At 66.5% G+C, this 16,652-nt stretch carries 17 protein-coding genes; 6 read left to right on the top strand and 11 right to left on the bottom strand.

All coding sequences use genetic code 11. The features are described 5' to 3' along the window. Positions 1 to 86: 86 nt before the first annotated feature. Positions 87 to 737 (bottom strand): hemerythrin domain-containing protein, encoded by a 651-nt coding sequence (locus ACY65G_RS08745; protein ID WP_464996963.1) that lies wholly within the window; start codon positions 735 to 737, stop codon positions 87 to 89. Positions 738 to 985: 248 nt separating this feature from the next. Here ACY65G_RS08745 and purU point away from each other — a divergent pair, with 248 nt between their 5' ends. Then, a complete protein-coding gene (gene purU, locus ACY65G_RS08740; RefSeq protein WP_464997066.1) occupies positions 986 to 1,855 on the top strand; it encodes a formyltetrahydrofolate deformylase in 870 nt (289 codons plus the stop codon). 10 nt (positions 1,856 to 1,865) lie between these two features. Beyond that, complete coding sequence (locus tag ACY65G_RS08735; protein ID WP_464996962.1) at positions 1,866 to 2,408, top strand: YaeQ family protein; 543 nt, start codon at positions 1,866 to 1,868, stop codon at positions 2,406 to 2,408. On the opposite strand, the gene ACY65G_RS08730 is transcribed toward ACY65G_RS08735, so the two are convergent. Continuing rightward, the gene (locus tag ACY65G_RS08730; RefSeq protein WP_464996961.1) at positions 2,405 to 3,523 is read right to left on the bottom strand and encodes a serine hydrolase domain-containing protein; all 1,119 of its coding nucleotides are present in this window, start codon (positions 3,521 to 3,523) and stop codon (positions 2,405 to 2,407) included. The genes ACY65G_RS08735 and ACY65G_RS08730 overlap by 4 nt on opposite strands. Before the next feature lie 120 nt (positions 3,524 to 3,643). Here ACY65G_RS08730 and ACY65G_RS08725 point away from each other — a divergent pair, with 120 nt between their 5' ends. Beyond that, complete coding sequence (locus ACY65G_RS08725) at positions 3,644 to 4,084, top strand: copper chaperone PCu(A)C (RefSeq protein WP_464996960.1); 441 nt, start codon at positions 3,644 to 3,646, stop codon at positions 4,082 to 4,084. Between the two features lie 128 nt (positions 4,085 to 4,212). Here the strand turns inward: ACY65G_RS08725 and ACY65G_RS08720 are convergent, their stop codons facing one another. The 5 genes from ACY65G_RS08720 to ACY65G_RS08700 form a co-directional block, all read right to left on the bottom strand. Next, positions 4,213 to 4,995: a head GIN domain-containing protein gene (locus ACY65G_RS08720; protein WP_464996959.1), complete on the bottom strand. Its 783-nt coding sequence runs from the start codon at positions 4,993 to 4,995 to the stop codon at positions 4,213 to 4,215. A gap of 198 nt (positions 4,996 to 5,193) precedes the next feature. Then, positions 5,194 to 6,465, bottom strand: coding sequence for a c-type cytochrome (locus ACY65G_RS08715; RefSeq protein WP_464997065.1), 1,272 nt, complete (start codon positions 6,463 to 6,465; stop codon positions 5,194 to 5,196). A 32-nt stretch (positions 6,466 to 6,497) separates the two neighbouring features. After that, positions 6,498 to 7,235, bottom strand: coding sequence for a c-type cytochrome (locus ACY65G_RS08710; RefSeq protein WP_464996958.1), 738 nt, complete (start codon positions 7,233 to 7,235; stop codon positions 6,498 to 6,500). 70 nt (positions 7,236 to 7,305) lie between these two features. Further along, a complete protein-coding gene (locus tag ACY65G_RS08705) occupies positions 7,306 to 7,989 on the bottom strand; it encodes a 3'-5' exonuclease (protein ID WP_464996957.1) in 684 nt (227 codons plus the stop codon). Then, entirely contained in the window at positions 7,989 to 8,393 is a 405-nt protein-coding gene (locus ACY65G_RS08700; RefSeq protein ID WP_464997064.1) for a ProQ/FINO family protein, read from the bottom strand. The genes ACY65G_RS08705 and ACY65G_RS08700 overlap by 1 nt, the downstream gene beginning before the upstream one ends. A gap of 720 nt (positions 8,394 to 9,113) precedes the next feature. Here ACY65G_RS08700 and rpoD point away from each other — a divergent pair. The 3 genes from rpoD to ACY65G_RS08685 all read left to right on the top strand — a co-directional run bounded on the left by rpoD (position 9,114) and on the right by ACY65G_RS08685 (position 13,059). After that, complete coding sequence (gene rpoD / locus ACY65G_RS08695; protein ID WP_464996956.1) at positions 9,114 to 11,582, top strand: RNA polymerase sigma factor RpoD; 2,469 nt, start codon at positions 9,114 to 9,116, stop codon at positions 11,580 to 11,582. A 215-nt stretch (positions 11,583 to 11,797) separates the two neighbouring features. Further along, positions 11,798 to 12,112 carry a hypothetical protein gene (locus tag ACY65G_RS08690; RefSeq protein WP_464996955.1) on the top strand — a complete coding sequence of 105 codons (315 nt, stop codon included), beginning with the start codon at positions 11,798 to 11,800 and terminating at the stop codon, positions 12,110 to 12,112. Positions 12,113 to 12,345: 233 nt separating this feature from the next. Next, the gene (locus ACY65G_RS08685) at positions 12,346 to 13,059 is read left to right on the top strand and encodes a YjjG family noncanonical pyrimidine nucleotidase (protein WP_464996954.1); all 714 of its coding nucleotides are present in this window, start codon (positions 12,346 to 12,348) and stop codon (positions 13,057 to 13,059) included. Positions 13,060 to 13,072: 13 nt separating this feature from the next. Here ACY65G_RS08685 and ACY65G_RS08680 read toward each other — a convergent pair whose 3' ends face one another. The 4 genes from ACY65G_RS08680 to ACY65G_RS08665 all read right to left on the bottom strand — a co-directional run bounded on the left by ACY65G_RS08680 (position 13,073) and on the right by ACY65G_RS08665 (position 16,604). Then, complete coding sequence (locus ACY65G_RS08680) at positions 13,073 to 13,987, bottom strand: prolipoprotein diacylglyceryl transferase (RefSeq protein ID WP_464996953.1); 915 nt, start codon at positions 13,985 to 13,987, stop codon at positions 13,073 to 13,075. Between the two features lie 8 nt (positions 13,988 to 13,995). Continuing rightward, positions 13,996 to 15,090, bottom strand: a complete 1,095-nt coding sequence (locus ACY65G_RS08675; RefSeq protein WP_464996952.1) for an HAF repeat-containing protein — start codon at positions 15,088 to 15,090, stop codon at positions 13,996 to 13,998. 102 nt (positions 15,091 to 15,192) lie between these two features. Beyond that, positions 15,193 to 16,176, bottom strand: a complete 984-nt coding sequence (locus ACY65G_RS08670) for an SMP-30/gluconolactonase/LRE family protein (RefSeq protein ID WP_464996951.1) — start codon at positions 16,174 to 16,176, stop codon at positions 15,193 to 15,195. 80 nt (positions 16,177 to 16,256) lie between these two features. Beyond that, positions 16,257 to 16,604 (bottom strand): zinc ribbon domain-containing protein YjdM, encoded by a 348-nt coding sequence (locus ACY65G_RS08665; protein WP_464996950.1) that lies wholly within the window; start codon positions 16,602 to 16,604, stop codon positions 16,257 to 16,259. Positions 16,605 to 16,652: the final 48 nt, after the last annotated feature.

The raw sequence follows: 16,652 nt of genomic DNA, 5'->3' as shown, positions 1-16,652 counted from the left end.
GGGCCGCGGCCCGGGCCACGAAGCGGCAAGGTCGGCCGCTTCGTGTAGTTAGAGGAGGAGGTCGTCGCGTAAGTTCCGGCGATCGTTCAGGAATCGGCCTTGCCGATCGCCGAGCGTTCGCCGACGGCTTCGCGGGTGCCGCTGCGCAATGGCCGGGCGCCCATATCGTGTTCCAGCTGCTCCTTGCGGTCGGCCAGCTGTTCGCACAGCGCCGTCAGGTCGGCATTGCCCTGGCGTGCCTGCGGGAACATTTCCTGCTCTTCTTCCGTCACATGGTGTTCGATCGCCTTGCGCAGCATCGCCATGGTGCTGTCGAGATCCGGATCGTCGCCGCTCATGCCCTGGATATGGGCAATCAGCTCCTTTGCCTCGGCATGTTCCTGGATCGCTTCCCGTACCATCTTCTCGTCGCCGGTTTCGCTGCGCACCGCCGGGTAGAAGATTTCTTCCTCGATCATCGTGTGGATTTCCAGTTCCATGCAGATCTGCAGCGCGAGGTCGGCCTTCAGGCTGATGTCGCCGATGTTCTGCAGCCGCTCGTACTCGCGGAACAGTTGCTTCACCTTGTCGTGGTCGGCAGTCAGCAGGGCCACGGCATCCTTCGATCGGCTGTTCTGCGTGCGCGGCATGTTGACGGCCGGGTGATCGCTGCTGCTCGGCATCGCTACCGCGTCGCGGGCACTGGTGGAATTACCGGCATTGCCGGCATTGCTGTTGCTGGTGATATCGGTGGTCATGGGTGGCTCTCCTGGTGTGTTGTGAGATGCCGCGCCGGTCCGCGCGGCGGCTGCCTGTTACCTGCGACCGAGTATAGGCCGGGTGCGTCAAGGCAGGCGCGCCCTTGCCATATTGGTATGCTCTGCCGTTCGTGCGACAATAGCGCTCTTCGGCAGGCGCATCTGCCCGATCCGGTCCTGCTTCCAGCCCGGATCGAGCCGACCTTTCAGCCCGACCTTTCAGCCCGACCTTTCAGCCCGACCTTCCAATCATGCATCCCGAATACATCCTCACGCTTTCCTGCCCGGACCAGCGCGGCATCGTGCACCGCGTATCCGGCTTCCTCGCCGAGCACGGCTGCAACATCATCGATTCCGCCCAGTTCGGCGACCAGGAAACGTGCCGCTTCTTCATGCGCGTGCACTTTGCCGCCGAGGATGCGGCGGTCGGCGATGCGGCGCTGCGTGCCGACTTTGCCGAGCTGGCAGATACGCTGCGGCTGGAATGGCACCTGCACGATGCGCACCGCAAGCCGCGCGTGCTGCTGATGGTGTCGAAGATCGGCCATTGCCTGAACGACCTGCTGTTCCGCTACAAGAGCGGGCTGCTGCCGGTCGAGATCCCGGCCATCGTGTCGAACCACATGGATTTCTACCAGCTGGCCGCCAGCTACAACATCCCGTTCCACCACCTGCCGCTGGCCGCCGGCGCGCCGGAAAGCGCCAAGCTGGCGCAGGAAGCCCGCATCATCGACCTGGTCGACTCGCACGACATCGACCTGGTGGTGCTGGCACGCTACATGCAAATCCTGTCGCCATCGCTGTGCACGCACCTGAAGGGCCGGGCGATCAACATCCACCATTCCTTCCTGCCCAGCTTCAAGGGCGCGCGGCCGTATGCGCAGGCGCACCAGCGCGGCGTGAAACTGATCGGCGCCACGGCGCACTTCGTCACGGGCGACCTGGACGAAGGCCCGATCATCGAGCAGGACGTGGAACGCGTGGACCATTCGATGGATGCGGAAACGCTGTCCGCGATCGGCCGCGACGTGGAATGCGTGGTGCTGGCGCGCGCCGTCAAATGGTTCGTCGAGCACCGCGTGCTGCAGAACGAACACCGTACCGTGATCTTCAAATAAGACTGTACCAATGGCACTCAAGGCAACAATCTACAAGGCGGAACTGTCGATCGCCGACATGGACCGCAATTACTACGGCACCCACACGCTGACGCTGGCGCGCCACCCCTCTGAAACCGACGAGCGGATGATGGTGCGCCTGCTGGCGTTCGCGATCCATGCCAACGAAGCGCTGAGCTTCACAAAGGGCATGTTCGACGTCGAGGAACCGGACCTGTGGCAGAAGGACCTGACCGATGCGATCGAACTGTGGATCGAGGTGGGCCAGCCGGAAGAGCGCCGTATCCTGAAGGGCGCGGGCCGCGCCGAACACGTGATCGTGTACAGCTACAGCACGGCCAGCCCGATCTGGTGGAAAAACATCGCCAACAAGATCGAGCGCGCGAAAAACGTTTCCGTCGTCAACCTGCCTTCCGACACCACGGCGGCCCTGGAGAAGATGGCACAGCGGAACATGCAGCTGCAATGCACGATCCAGGATGGCCAGATCTGGCTGACCGACGGCACGGAGACCGTGCTGGTCGAACGCGAAGTCTGGAAGGCCGAGCGTTAAGTAAAATCCCTGTACGCGGCGTTGCGCACGTCGCGCGGGAAGGCGCCCGCCATCCCTTCGAACGTGGTGTTGGTCAGCTGCACCACGGCGAGATCCGCGACCGGATCGAAGAACCAGGAATGGCCGTACGCGCCGCCCCACTGCAGCGTGCCGGCCGATTGCGGCGAGTGCGCTTCCTTCGGGTTGCCCAGCACCGCGCCCAGGTAGCCGAAGCCCCAGCCGGGGCCCTGCGTCATCGCGCCCGTGCCGGTGCGGTCCACTTCGGCCGCGCGCAGGATGCCGCGGTTCGCCGTCCTCAGGCTCAGGAGAAAACGCAGGAAATCGTCCGCCGTGCCGGCCATGCCCGAACCGCCGGACGGATACGACGCGGCATCGAAGATCCGCGCCGGCGCGAAGTGCGCGAAGCCATCCATGAACGGCACCGTTTCCTCGTTGCCCATGCGCGCCGGCGGGGCGGGCTTTGCATCGCGGTAGGGCACGGCCAGCCGGCCGGGATCGACGACCTCGAACGCGGTCTCGCGCATCCGCAATGGCCCCGTCACCTCGCGCTGCACGATCGCCGGCAGCGGCATGCCGGTCGCTTCTTGGAGCACGGCGCCAAGCACGTCCGTGGCCACCGAATAGCGCCAGCCGGTGCCGGGCGCATAGGCCAGCGGGGCGGCGCCGATGCGGACCAGGTTGTCTTCCAGCGACAGGCCGGGCTGGTCGAGGCCGTCGGACACGCGCGCGCGGCGATAGGGCCCATCGGGCGCTTCCAGGAAGCCGTAGGACAGGCCGGCCGTGTGCGTCAGCAGGTGGTGCAGCGCGATCGCGGGCGTGGAGCCGTCGGCAAGGCGCGGGCGGAATGCCGGCAGCCACGCCGTTATCGGCGCGGACAGGTCGATGGTTTCCTCGTCGGCCAGTTTCAGGGCGGCCGTGGCGACCAGCGGCTTCGTGAACGAGGCCAGCCGGAAGATGGCATCATCGCGCATCGGCACGCCATGCTCGCGGTCCGCGCTGCCGGCGGCGCGCCGGTAGACGATCTCGCCATCGCGCGCGACAAGGACCACGGTGCCGACGATGCGCTGGCGCGCGATCGCGCTGTCGATCGCCGTGTCGAGATGGGAACCGGTCATGATGGGCCTTATGTTGGACGGTTCGCCATGATAGCGGCAACACGCTTGCCGGCGTTCGGGAGGGCTATAATCCCGGCCTGCTGCGCGCTGCAGCCTCGTTCAATTGACCCGGGAGTCGCCATGAAACACCTCTTCACCGCCGCCGTGCTGGCGGTTGCATCGATGTCCGCCCACGCGCAGGTGACCGTCACCGATGCGTGGGCGCGTGCCACCGTGCCGGCCGCCAAGGCTTCCGGCGCCTTCATGCAGGTCGCGTCGAAGACGGATGCCCGGCTGGTCGGTGTCAGCAGCCCCGTGGCCACGGCCGAACTGCACCAGATGTCGATGCAGGACAACCGCATGACGATGGCCCACGTGGACGCCATCGACCTGCCCGCCGGCAAGACCGTGCCGCTGGCGCCCGGCGGCTACCACGTCATGCTGATGCAGCTGAAACGCCAGCTGAAGGAAGGCGAGACCGTGCCGGTCACGCTGGTCGTCGAGCACAAGGGCGGCAAGCGGGAAAGCGTGGAAGTGCAGGTGGCCGTGCGGCCGCTCACCTACGCGCCGCCGCGCCACTGAGCGGCCACTGAGCGGCCAATGAGGGACACCGCTGAGCGCCGCGCGAATCGCCGGCCGATGCCTGGCCAATAGATGACAGCCCCGGCGGGCTGGGCCTGCCGGGGCTGGCAAAGAGGGGAGCGCGCCGCTCAGCGTGCCGCGGTGCCCAGGCGCCGCACGGTGCCGGAGCCGGCCACCGCTTTCGTCAATTGCACGTCGCCGTAGTAGCCCACGCTGCCGGAACCGGTGACGTTGGCGGTGATGGTGCCGCTTGCCGCCAGCACCGACTGGCCGGAACCGCTCACGCTGACTGTGGCATGCCGCACGCCCAGGCGGGCGGTATCGGCCTTGCCGGAGCCGGCGATCGAGATGTCGGCGCGCGTGGCCTGGCCGGCCGCTTCGACCTTGCCGCTGCCGGCCACGGACACATCGACCGTTTTCGCTTCGATGCCGTCGATGTCGAGCGCTCCGGAGCCGGCCACGTCGATCGCCAGCTTGTCGGCACGCACCCGTTTCGCTTCGAGCCTGCCGGAACCGGCCACGCCCAGGTTGTCCACGTTGCGCGCCTTCACCACGATGCGCACGCGGCGGCCGTCGAACTGCATGTTCTTCCTCACCGGCCGGATCGTCAGCACGCCGTTGCGCACCACGGTCTCGATCAGGGGCACGATGTTGTCGTCGCCTTCGATCGTCAGCGTATCGTCGCCGCCGATCACCACTTCCACGTGCGCACTTGTCGCCAGTTCCACGCCGTGGAAGGGGCCGGGCTGGCGCGCCTGGGACACGATCTTGCCGCTGCCCTGCACCTGCTGCCCGCCGAGCCGCGCCAGCAGCGGTGCATCCGCCGCCACGGCGAAGTTCGCCACAGCCGCGGCCATCATCGCGGTGGCCAGCAGGGCACTGCCGGCGAGGGCGATCGTTCTGGTTTTCATGGTGAATCTCCGGGAGTACTTTGTCGATGGCTTGATCTTACGCAAACCCGGCACGGCGGTCCCCCGCCGTGCGATGAACTGCTCAAGCAGCGGGACAGAATGCACAATTGCAAAACTGGGGACGTACCCCTGTTTAGAAGAAATTTCCTGAAAACAGGGCGGTCCGGCGATCCGGTACGTCCCCAGTTTTTCTGGCGGCTAATCCAGCGGCACGGCGCGGTAGGTGTTGACGTCCACGCTGGAGACCGGCGGTGCATTGTTGCCCCAGGCGCTGCGCAGGTAGGAGACCACCTGCGCGACCTCGGCATCGTCCAGCACGTGGCTGAACGGCGGCATGCCATAGGGCCGGGGATTGCCGCGCGTGCCGGGCGGGAAGCCGCCGTTGAGCACGATGCGGATCGCGTTCGTGGAATCCGGCATCGTCAGCGCGCGGTTGCCGGCGAGCGGAGGATAGTGGGGCGGGGCGCCGGCACCGGTGGCGCCATGGCATTCGGCGCAGTGCTTGTCGTACAGCTTCGCGCCGGCCTGCAGGAACGCCGCCGCCTCGGGAGCCTTCGAACGTTCGTAGGGCTGGCCGGGGCTACCCGATGCCGGCAGGGATTTCAGGTACACCGCCATGGCTTGCACGTCCGCCTCGGACAGGTGCTGCAGGCTCTCGCGTACCACTTCGGCCATCGGCCCGAACACGGTGGCGCGCGGCGAGACGCCGATGTGCAGCAGTTGCGCGATTTCCCGCACGGGCCAGTTGCCCAGGCCCGCTTCCGCATCGGCGGTCAGCGACGGCGCATACCAGCCCAATACCGGCACGAGACCGCCGGACAGGTCGCCGCCGCTGCCGCCCAGTACATTGCGCGCGCTGTGGCATGCGCTGCAGTGGCCGGGACCTTCGACCAGGTAGGCGCCCCGGTTCCAATCGGCCGGGCGGTCCGGCCGTTCCTGGAAGACGGCGGGCCGGAAGTACAGGGCGCGCCAGAAGGCCAGCGCCACCTGGGTGTCGTACGGGAAGCGCAGCTGGTGCGGTTCGCTGGCGCGGCGCACGGCGGGAATGGTGCGGAAGTAGGCATACAGCGCATCGGCATCGTCGCGCGTGATCGCCGTGTAGTTCGTGTACGGGAATGCCGGGTACAGCAACCTGCCATCGCGCCCGCGGCCATTGTGCAGCGCGTTCCAGAAATCGCCCGCCGTCCAGCCGCCGATGCCGGTGGCGACATCCTGCGTGATGTTCGGCGCGACGATGGCGCCGAACGGCGTTTGCAGCATGCGGCCACCGGCATACGGCTCCCCGCCGCGCACCGTGTGGCACGCCATGCAGTCGGCCGCGCGGGCCAGGTAGGCGCCGCGCGCGACCTTTTCGCCGACAGGCAGTGCGGCGAAGGCGGCGCTGGCGGGCGGGCCGTCATCGTGGCGCGGCCACAGCAGGCCCACGCCCACGGCCAGCAGCATGGCCGTCGTGGCCGCGATCCGGCGCACCCGGCGGCTCGTGGCGCGGCTCATGGTGAAATTCAAGGCGCGCCTCCGTGGTCCGGCACGCCGCCGCAGCGCATCGGCAATGGCGCCGCCGGTGCCGCGGCCGGCCTTGCGGCATCGTCCACGGGCTGGCTCGCCAGCCAGCTCGACACGGCCGCCACGTCCGCCTCGGTCAGCCGGGCCGCCACGTCGGCCATGCAGTCGGGCGCCTGGGCACGCCGTGCCCGGTTCTTCCATGCCCCGAATTGCGCGTTGATGTAATCGCGCGGCAGTCCCAGGAGGCCGGGAATCGCGGGCGCCACCCCGGCCAGCCGCTCCCCGTGGCAGGCCGCGCAGGCTGGGATGCTGCGCGCCGCGTCGCCTTGCCGCACGAGCGTGCGGCCGCGTTCCAGCATCTGCGCGGTGGCAACCGGTGCGGGCGCCGGCAAATGCGGCGGGTGCTGGTTCGCGAAGAACTGCGCGATCTCGCGCAGGTAGGGCTCGGGAAGGTTGCCCACCATGTACGTCATCATCGGGAACTGGCGCCGCCCGTCGCGAAAGTTCAGCAACTGGTTGTACAGGTAGCCTTCGGGCTTGCCGGCGATGCGGGGAAAGAACGCGTCGTTGCGGCCTTGCGGCTGGTGGCAGGCCAGGCACGGGGCCAGGCGCTGCGCCAGCGTGTCGGGAGGTGCCGCAGCCGGCGCGGCCAGCGCGATGGCGGGCAGCAAAAGGGGGAGCAGCAGAGAGAAGGGCACGGCAAGCGCGGCGTGCAGCAAGTGTCTCGAAATGGCCATACCGTTCTTGGGCGGATGTCGATCACCCAAGCATACCCTCGCGCCCGCCGGAAGAACAGCGGCGCGCGTTTCAGTCGCCGGCTGGCGTGGCTGGCGTGGCTGGCGTGGCTGGCAAGGAGCGCGGCGGTCGCGCTGCTTTCGGCGCGGGCAGCCTGTTGCCGAGCGCGAGCCAGTGGCGGTAGACGCGCAGCGCCACCTGTGCATCGTCGGCCGCGTACAGCAGCTGCTTGTCCGACAGCTTCGGCGCTGCCCAGTTGGTGGTGGAGATTTTTTTCGACTTCTGCAGCTTGTGGCCAAAATACTGCGCCACCGCGCTCTTCGCGCCCAGGTCGTGCTTCTGGCCCGGCACGCGCAGCGCCTTCGACAGATCGGCCACGGATGCCGGTTCGATCGCCAGCTTGGCGCGCAACCGCTTCACGTCGTCCGCCAGGCCGAAACCCACTTTCAGCGTGTGCGCCGATTCGAGGATCGCTTTCAGCGCCGGCAGCACGGGCGCCACGTCGGGCCCGACCGGGAAAAGCCAGGCCGTGCGCTCGTCGGCGAACTGCACGAGGTGCGGTCCGTCCGAGCTCTGGCCCTTGACGAAGGTGGGTTTGGATTCGGTGTCGAAGCCGATCGCATCGTGCGCCAGCAGCGCGGCCTGGGCGGCCTGCGCTTCCTCGGCCGTGCGCACGAGGCGGATGTCGGCCAGCGCGATGCCCTGGTAGGGCGGCAGTTCGGGCTCGCGCGGCGGTGCTTCGGTATGGAAGACCATCAGCCCTTGCGGGAGAATTTCGCGGTCAGCTGTTCGAGCTTTTCCTGGCGGCGGCGTGACGCTTCGTCGGCCGCCTGCGCTTCGCGCTCGGCCTTCTTGCGCTCCGCTTCCTTGCGGAAGCGTTCGGCCAGCGTATCCTTCGCGTGCTTGCGGTGCACGTCCGTGACTTCGGCGCCGGTCGAACCATCGAGGTTATACCGCACGGTGGCTTTTTCCATCGCGCGCAGGTAGCGCTGCGAACCCGTGTGGATGCCCAGCGCGGCACGCATCATCTTGCGGTCGATGCCCGGCAGTTGCGCGAGGATCTGCTTGTCGATGCCGATCGCCAGCGGCAGGAAATCGCGGAAGGGCGCGAACTGCTGGCCGAGCTGTTTCAGCAGGGCACGAGCGCTCGGTGCCGCAATGGCAGGTGCCGCGGGTGCTCCTGCGGGAGCGGCTTCGGTGGAAGCACCCTCGGCGGAATCGGTTTCGGTAGCGGCAGCATTGGTGTCGACAACATTGGTGTCGGCAACGTTGGGCTCAACGTTGGTGGACTCAACGTTGGTGGACTCAACATCGGCGGAAGCGGTTTCGGCAGCGGACGTCTCGGGGGTAAGGCTGGTATTCATCGACTTCATGGATTGATCAGGAGGCGCCAGCATACCATGCGCGACACGCGCGCGCGTTGCATTTTTCTTCATCATGCCGGGTCGGCCACAGGCGATCCGGGGCCTGCCGAAGATCCTTCGGTGGCCCATCGCGTGCCAGGCGATGTCAAAGCGTGTATAATGGCCGACGCACCAAAAGCAGCGCGGTGCGGATTCAGTCTGTAAGGAGTTGTCCGCGGTCCCCTGAACAGGGTTTTCCGCATGCCGGCGCCCGCGGTGCAGTTGCCGCAGCGGCGCGGAGGCCGAGCCCTCTCTTCTGTTCGCACTGAGCTTTGACACTGATTTGCACTGCTGAGTAATCCACGGAATTGCCATGATTGGAGTCCGCGAATCGAACCCGAAAGGTTCGTGTGGCGCGGGCTTTTTTCATTCCGGATGATCCCCATATACGTACCGGCACGGCCTTTGCGAAGGCCGGGCTGGATTGTTCAATTTTCCACCTGCGTCGTGCCCCGCCAGGCACTGAAGAGATATTTGATGACGACGAAAACGCCGAAGACCCTAACGCTGTCCACCAAGAAGCCGCGCGCCGAAGCCGCGCCGCTGACGGTGCCGAAGACCACCTTATCCTATGTGATCGACAATGCGCAAGAGGCCGCCGGTAAAGTGACCGTCGTGAAGAAAAAGACGTCCCGCCTCGCGGCGCTGGCGGCGGACGAACCGGTGCAGGCCGAAGCGTCCGTGGTCGAGGCCGTTGCTGCCGACGAGCCGGCTGGTGCCGAGCCGAAGAAAACGCTGCGCAAGGCCGTGCCGGGCGCCGACGAAGCGCCGAAGGCGCCGGTGGTGCGCGTGCGCAAGGCCAAGCTGGAAGCGCCTGCGCAGTCGCCGTCCGCCCCGGCCGCCGTCAGCCAGGTCACCGATGCCGCCACGCTGGCATCGATCGACACCTCCGGCTACCTGCTGCCTTCGGTGAAGGTGCCGGGCCGCCGCGGCCGCAAGCCGAGCGAATTCACGCCCGAGAACGATGAGGTGGCGGCACTGAACGCCGTCGAACGCGCCGAGCTGAAGGCCGCGTCGAAGGCGCGCGAGCGCAAGGCCAAGGGCCTGGACCCGTTCGGCGGCGAAGCCGGCATGTCCGGCGAAGACATCGAAAAGCGCCGCCAGCAGTTCAAGAACCTGATCAACATGGGCAAGGACCGCGGTTTCCTGACCTATGCCGAGATCAACGACCAGCTGCCCGAGAATATCGTCGATCCGGAAGCGATCGAAGGCATCATCGCCACGTTCAACGACATGGGCATCGCCGTCTACGAGCGCGCGCCGGATGCCGAGGCGCTGCTGTTGTCCGATAACGTGCCGACCGCCACGTCCGACGATGAAGTGGAAGCGGCCGCCGCGACGGCGCTGTCCACGGTGGACTCCGACTTCGGCCGCACCACCGACCCGGTGCGCATGTACATGCGCGAAATGGGCGCCGTGGCGCTGCTGACGCGCGAAGGCGAGATCGAGATCGCCAAGCGCATCGAGGAAGGCCTGCGCGACATGATCCAGGCCATCTCCGCCTGCCCGACGACGATCAACGAAATCGTCGAGCTGGCCGCGAAGATCGAGAACGACGAGCTGAAGGTCGATGACGTGGTCGACGGCTTCGTCGATCCGGACGAGAATTCCGCGCCGGCACCGGTGCGTGCCCCGGCCCCCGCGGCATCCAGCGACGAGGATGACGAAGAGGAAGAAGAGCTCGAAGAAGAGAGCGACGGCGACGCCAACGGCGGCGCGGCCGGCTTCTCCACCGAACAGCTGGTGCAGCTGAGGGTCGACGCATTGGAGCGCTTCGCCGTCATCTCGTCGCAGTTCGACAAGATGCGCAAGGCCACCTATGGCTCGGCTGTCTACCAGAAAGCCCAGGCCACCATTTCGGCCGAGCTGCTGGGCATCCGCTTCACGGCGAAGGTCGTGGAAAAGCTGTGCGACACGCTGCGCGGCCAGATGGAACAGGTGCGCAGCATCGAGCGCGCCGTGCTGGAACTGTGCGTGAACCGCTGCGGCATGCCGCGCGCCCACTTCATCAAGGTCTTCCCGGGCAACGAGACGAACCTGGACTGGGTGGACGGCGAAGTGGATGCACGCCATCCGTACAGTGCGGTGCTGGGCCGTAACGTGCCGGCGATCAAGGAGCTGCAGAACAAGATGATCGACCTGCAGGAACGCGTGGCGCTGCCGCTGGCCGACCTGCGCAAGATTAACAAGCAGATGGCCGCCGGCGAAAAGCGTGCCCGCCACGCCAAGCGCGAAATGACGGTGGCCAACCTGCGCCTCGTGATCTCGATCGCCAAGAAATACATCAACCGCGGCCTGCAATTCCTCGACCTGATCCAGGAAGGCAATATCGGCCTGCTGAAAGCGGTCGACAAGTTCGAGTACCGCCGCGGCTACAAGTTCTCCACGTATGCCACGTGGTGGATCCGCCAGGCGATCACGCGTTCGATCGCGGACATGGCCCGCACCATCCGCGTGCCGGTGCACATGATCGAAACGATCAACAAGATGAACCGCATCAGCCGCCAGATCATGCAGGAAACCGGCAACGAGCCGGACATGGCAACGCTGGCCGCGAAGATGGAGATGCCGGAGTCGAAGGTGCGCGAGATCATGAAGATCGCCAAGGAGCCGATTTCGATGGAAACGCCGATGGGCGAGGACGGCGATTCGCAGTTGGGCGACTTCATCGAGGACAACACCACGCTGGCCCCGCTGGACGCCGCGCTGCACGCTTCGATGCGCAACGTCATCAAGGAAGTGCTCGATTCGCTGACGCCGCGCGAAGCCAAGGTGCTGCGCATGCGCTACGGCGTGGAAATGTCGAACGACCACACGCTGGAAGAAGTGGGCAAGCAGTTCGACGTGACCCGCGAGCGTATCCGCCAGATCGAAGCCAAGGCGATGAGCAAGCTGCGCCAGCCTTCGCGCTCGGACAAGCTGAAAACGTTCCTGACGCAGAACTGATCCGGCCTGCCGGACCGTACGAAAAAGGAAGCTTCGGCTTCCTTTTTTTTGTACCGCTGGCGGCACGATACCCGAAAGAATTAGGTAAAAAGAGGCGGGCGTTGTATGCTCGGCCATGCACCATGCCAGGCGACCGTCGTTCTTTCCGGTCGTACCGTCGCCTGGTCGCAGGTGCGCCTGGGCCCCTCTGCCCGAACCATTGACTGGAGACGCCCATGAACGAAGCAAAGATGTCCGACAACGAAGTCGTGATGACAGTACTGCAGGCGCTGCAGGAAGAAATGCACGCCGACCTTGCAGACCTGGAAAACCGTATCGGCGCAAGCGGCGCCGATGGCCAGCCCGAAGCCCCGGATGACGGCGCCGACCTGGCCGAACTGCGCACGGCCCGCACGGCGATACACAGCGGCCTGGCCAGCATTCGCGAAGTGCTGGGCTGGATCGAGTGGATCTCCGAAGAAGACGAGGAAGAGAAGTCCTCGATCGCCGTGCAGCCCTTGCCGGCCGACCTGGCGGTGCGGATCCACTAGGCACATGCGGCAGGCCGGCGGGTGGCTGCAAAGCTGCACGAACAGCTAGTGGTGCCACCGAACCAGCGAAGCCTCCCGGGGAGACCCGGGAGGCTTCGTTCATTCCGGCGGTGTGCCGGATATCGGGGTGCCCGGCGCGGCTCTGCAAATCTGTCTGTGAAGGCAGCGGGCGGCCCCTGACTGCCTCGGCTCTTCCATGCTAGGATGTTCGATTGTCCCGCTTTCCGAGAACCATGAAGCACACGCTGTTCCTGTTCGACCTCGACGATACGCTGCTCGACTTCAAGGCATCCGAACACCTCTCCTTCGCGCGCACCCTCGGCGCACTCGGTTTCACCGGCCCGCTCGACGGGTTGTTCGCGCAGTACCAGGTCTTCAATACGGCGCTGTGGGGCCGGTTCGAGGCCGGTACCGTGTCGAAGGACTTCCTCAAGGTGGAGCGCTTCCGCCAGACGTTCGGGGCCGGTGGCCTCGATCTGGACCCCGAGGCGGCCAGCCGCCTGTTCGTGGAATCGCTGGCCGATACCGTGGTGCTGGTCGACGGCGCCACGCAGCTATGCGAGGCGCTGGCCGGCGTGGGCGAAGTGGGCATCGTCACCAATGGCGCCGAACAGATCCAGCAGCTGCGCATCGCCAGCTCCGGGCTGGCACACCACATCTCGTTCGTCTGCACATCCGAAGCGTGCGGCTTCGCCAAGCCGGACGTGCGCTTCTTCGAACATGCCGGCAAGCTGGCGCGCGCCTTTGCGCGGCACGAGGCGATCATCGTCGGCGACCGGCTGGATGCCGACATCCTCGGTGCGAACCGCTATGGCATCGAAAGCTGCTGGTTCAACCCGGGCAGGCTCGCCAACGCCACGCAGGCGGTGCCCACGTTCGAAGTGGCCAGCCTGCGCGAGGTGGTGCCGGCCTTGAAAGACCTGGCGGCGAACGCCGCCAGGGCATAACGCCAGGCTCGGATTACCCGGCGGTTCCTGCCAGCGCAGGCGCGCGCCGCGACAGCATCGCCGTGGCGACCGCGCCGGCAAGGATCAGCACCACGGCAATGACTTCGGCCTGCGTGCAACGGAACACGCCGAAATCGAGCACCGGGTTGTGGCGGATCTGTTCGACCAGCAGCCGCTCGATCCCCGCCAGCACCAGGTACACGGCAAACAGCCAGCCCCTCGCGAAGGCATGCCGGCGCAAGGCCCACAGCAGGCCGAAGCCCGCGATGCACATTGCCGCCTCGTACAGCGGCGTGGGATACACGCCGGGCAGGGCGATCACTTTGCCGACGATATTGTTCTCATAGGTTTGCGCCCACAGCCACGTGGGCAGCCAGTCCGGCTTCAGTGCCATGTCGGCCGCGATGCCCCAGTCGCCGTCGCCCGACAGCTGGCAGCCGATCCGGCCCAGCGCATAGCCGAGCATTAGCGCGGGCGCCGCGGCGTCCAGCACCGTCAGCGCCGGCAGCTTCCAGCGCCGCACGCACACCAGGCCCGCCACCGTGCCGAAGATCAGGCCGCCGAAAATGCTGAGGCCCGAGCGCGTGAAGATCATGGCGGCGGGATCGGCCAGGAACTGGTCGGTATGCTCGAGGATATGGAATACCCTGGCGCCCACGATCCCGGCCACCAGCGTGACGAAGGTGAGGTCGGGAACGACCTGCGCCGGATCGACCGCCTGGTACACCGGCTCCCCGCGCGCGTTCCTGCCGCGCACCTGCGCGTGGCCCAGCGCGCCGCAAGCGTGCAGCCTGGCCAGTTCGCGCCGCAGGAACGTGCCCGCGATGAGCATGGCCGCCACGACCGAAAGGCCGAACACGGGAATCGGCAAGGGGAGGTCGATGCCGGTCAGCGCCTTGACGATGTCGCCGAGATAGGGGTATGCCATTTTCTCCCTCAATAAATCGACGGCTTGCCCAGCACGCCATGACGCCAGTGCGCGTAACCCTTGCGCAGGCACCAGCCCAGCATCAGCACCAGCAGCGCCACCAGCACGTAGTCCGACGACTGCTTCTTGTACGTGAGGTCGATCGTGGACGGCACCGTGAACGCCTGGTAGCGGTGGCCCGTGTAGTGGGCACCGACCACCTTGCCGTCGTCGGTGATCTTGCTGGTCTCGTACAGGCCGTTGCGGTTCGGATGGATGCGCATCCGGCCATCCTTGTAGACGAAGGTCAGCGGCGCATTGTCGCGGAAGCGGATCGTGCCGACCACGTCGCCGGCCGCGTTGATGCCGGTGGCATAGCTCTGGCCCTGGCCGATCATCGCGCCGAGGTCGACCATCTTCGTGCCGTCGTGCAGGAAGGCGTGCCACTTGCGGTCGGCCGTTTCGGACGCCCCCACCACCATGCCGCTGTCGTTGACCGCCGTGGCGGCGCTGATTCTGCCGCCCAGCGTGCCGAGGTCGCGCATGCCGCCCGCGGCGGTCCACATGAAGGCGTGCCGGTAGCCGTTGTCCAGCTGCGCCGCGCCCACCACCATGCCGCCGTTGTTGATGCCGGCTGCATGGCTGTTCAGGCCGCCGAGGGTGCCGAGGTCCGTCATCTTTTCGCCGTCGTGCACGAAGGCGTGGAAGCTGCCATCCTCGATATCGGCATAGCCGGCGATCGTGCCCGCCGCGTTGATCGCGATCCCCAGGCTGCCGCCGCCGCCCAGTGTGCCCAGGTCGCGCATGCCTGCCCCGGCCTGCCAGCGGAACGCGCGCCAGCGCTTGCTGCCGTCCAGCGCACCGCCCGTGACCGTGCCGGCCGCATTGATGGCGGTCGTATAGCTGTCTGTGCCGCCCAGCGTGCCGAGATGCGTGACCTGGCCGTTGCGGTAGACCACCGCACGGCGCTGGCCATCCTCGTTGCGGATCTCGCCGGCCATGAGGCCCGCGGCGTTGACGTCGGTAGCCAGGCTGTGTTCGACGCGGCTTTCGCCAAAGCCCGCCTGGGCCATGGCTGCGCCGTGCATTACCAGCAGTGCGAGCAGGAAGCTTGTTTTACGCATGCAGATCTCCTCGAGGGGTTGGATTCACTACATACCACTGCCCGCCGCGGCCGCGGCGGGCCTTCAGAAAGCCTGTTCAGCAAGCCCGTTCAGCAAGCCTGTTCAGTAAGGCTGGCCGGTAACGTCGAGCGCGATGCGCCACAGCGCGCGGTCGCCCGTGATGAAGAGGGTGTGGCCATCGGTGCCGCCGAAGGCCGCGTTGGTGACGTTGGCATCCACGCGGATCGTCGCCAGTTCCTTGCCCTGCGGCGAAAACACGCGCACGCGGCGCGCGCCATGTTCTGTCACGTACAGGTTGCCGTGGCAGTCGAGCGTCATGCCGTCACCGCCATCGATACCCTTGATGAACGCGCGGCCGGCGCCAGGCATGCCACCGGCGATCGGATAGGCGCGCACTTCGCCATCGCCGGCGTTTACGTACAGCAGGTCGCCGGTCGGCGACAGCGCAATGCCGTTCGGGTTGCGCCGCGTGCCGTCCACCAGCGTCACCTTGCCGTCCGCGCCCACGCGGTAGATGCCGGTCACCGGCTGGCCGCCGGGTGCCGCGGCCTTCTGGTAGTCCGGGTCGGTGAAGTAGAGCGTGCCATCGGCGGCGATGGCGATGTCGTTCGGGGAGTTGAACACATTGCCGTCGTACCGTTCGGCGATGGCGCTGCGGGCCTTGTCGGCCATCGCGTAGCGCGACAGCGCCTTGTACTTGTGCGTGGCGGCGACCAGGTCGCCTTGCGCGTCGACCGCCAGCCCGTTGCTGCCGCTATCCTCGAGGAAGGTGCTGACGGTGCCGTCGGCAGCCAGCTTGCGGATGCGCGAAGGGAAGCCGCCCGCGTGGCCGAAATCCGAGAAGTACAGCGCATCCTTGATCCATACGGGCCCTTCGTACAGCTGCGGGCCGGTGCGCGTCGGTGCCGCGGCGGCGATCCGCTGCGCGGTCAGTTCGCCCGTCGGGGCCTTGCCGCAGGCGGCGGCGAAGGCCGGGCCGCAATGCCATGCCAGCAGCAGGGCGCCAAGCGGTGCAAGACGTGCAACCTGTGCAACCTGTGTAACACGTGCAAGAGGTCCGGAACGGAGCGATACGTTGAATGCCATACAGTGCCTTGAGTGAGGAGCCTCGGCGATTGTAGGATTGGATTGTTTTTAAAGCAATTGAAATCGTTTGCCGGGACGGGTCATGCCTTGCGCACGAATTCCGACTTCAGGCTCATCGCGCCAAAGCCGTCGATCTTGCAGTCGATATCGTGATCGCTGTCGACAAGGCGGATATTCCTGACCTTCGTGCCCTGCTTGATCACGCCGCCGGAGCCCTTGGGTTTCAGGTCCTTGATGACGGTGACCGTATCGCCATCCTGCAGCACGTTGCCGGAAGCGTCGCGATACACGCGCGCAGCATTGGCGGTAGCGTCCGCTGCCGCGGAAGCGGGCGGCCATTCATGGGCGCATTCGGGGCAAACGAGACTGGCGCCGTCCTGGTAGGTGAATTCGGAACCGCATTGCGGGCAGGGTGGCAGGGCGCTCATCGTGGAATCTTCGCGAAAAAGCGGGCAGTATACCCCCTCGACGAGGAG

It is taken from the genome of Pseudoduganella sp. jia 12 (assembly GCF_055502675.1).
The sequence above is the reverse complement of the archived record's forward strand: the minus strand, read 5'-3'. Positions and strand labels throughout refer to the sequence as shown.

Bases quoted from the DNA above. Each gene is read 5' to 3' on its own strand.
- ACY65G_RS08745 (WP_464996963.1), bottom strand. From the start codon at position 737: ATGACCACCGATATCACCAGCAACAGCAATGCCGGCAATGCCGGTAAT.
- ACY65G_RS08735 (WP_464996962.1), top strand. From the start codon at position 1,866: ATGGCACTCAAGGCAACAATCTACAAGGCGGAACTGTCGATCGCCGAC.
- ACY65G_RS08730 (WP_464996961.1), bottom strand. From the start codon at position 3,523: ATGACCGGTTCCCATCTCGACACGGCGATCGACAGCGCGATCGCGCGC.
- ACY65G_RS08725 (WP_464996960.1), top strand. From the start codon at position 3,644: ATGAAACACCTCTTCACCGCCGCCGTGCTGGCGGTTGCATCGATGTCC.
- ACY65G_RS08720 (WP_464996959.1), bottom strand. From the start codon at position 4,995: ATGAAAACCAGAACGATCGCCCTCGCCGGCAGTGCCCTGCTGGCCACC.
- ACY65G_RS08710 (WP_464996958.1), bottom strand. From the start codon at position 7,235: ATGGCCATTTCGAGACACTTGCTGCACGCCGCGCTTGCCGTGCCCTTC.
- ACY65G_RS08705 (WP_464996957.1), bottom strand. From the start codon at position 7,989: ATGGTCTTCCATACCGAAGCACCGCCGCGCGAGCCCGAACTGCCGCCC.
- rpoD (WP_464996956.1), top strand. From the start codon at position 9,114: ATGACGACGAAAACGCCGAAGACCCTAACGCTGTCCACCAAGAAGCCG.
- ACY65G_RS08690 (WP_464996955.1), top strand. From the start codon at position 11,798: ATGAACGAAGCAAAGATGTCCGACAACGAAGTCGTGATGACAGTACTG.
- ACY65G_RS08685 (WP_464996954.1), top strand. From the start codon at position 12,346: ATGAAGCACACGCTGTTCCTGTTCGACCTCGACGATACGCTGCTCGAC.
- ACY65G_RS08680 (WP_464996953.1), bottom strand. From the start codon at position 13,987: ATGGCATACCCCTATCTCGGCGACATCGTCAAGGCGCTGACCGGCATC.
- ACY65G_RS08675 (WP_464996952.1), bottom strand. From the start codon at position 15,090: ATGCGTAAAACAAGCTTCCTGCTCGCACTGCTGGTAATGCACGGCGCA.
- ACY65G_RS08670 (WP_464996951.1), bottom strand. From the start codon at position 16,176: ATGGCATTCAACGTATCGCTCCGTTCCGGACCTCTTGCACGTGTTACA.
- ACY65G_RS08665 (WP_464996950.1), bottom strand. From the start codon at position 16,604: ATGAGCGCCCTGCCACCCTGCCCGCAATGCGGTTCCGAATTCACCTAC.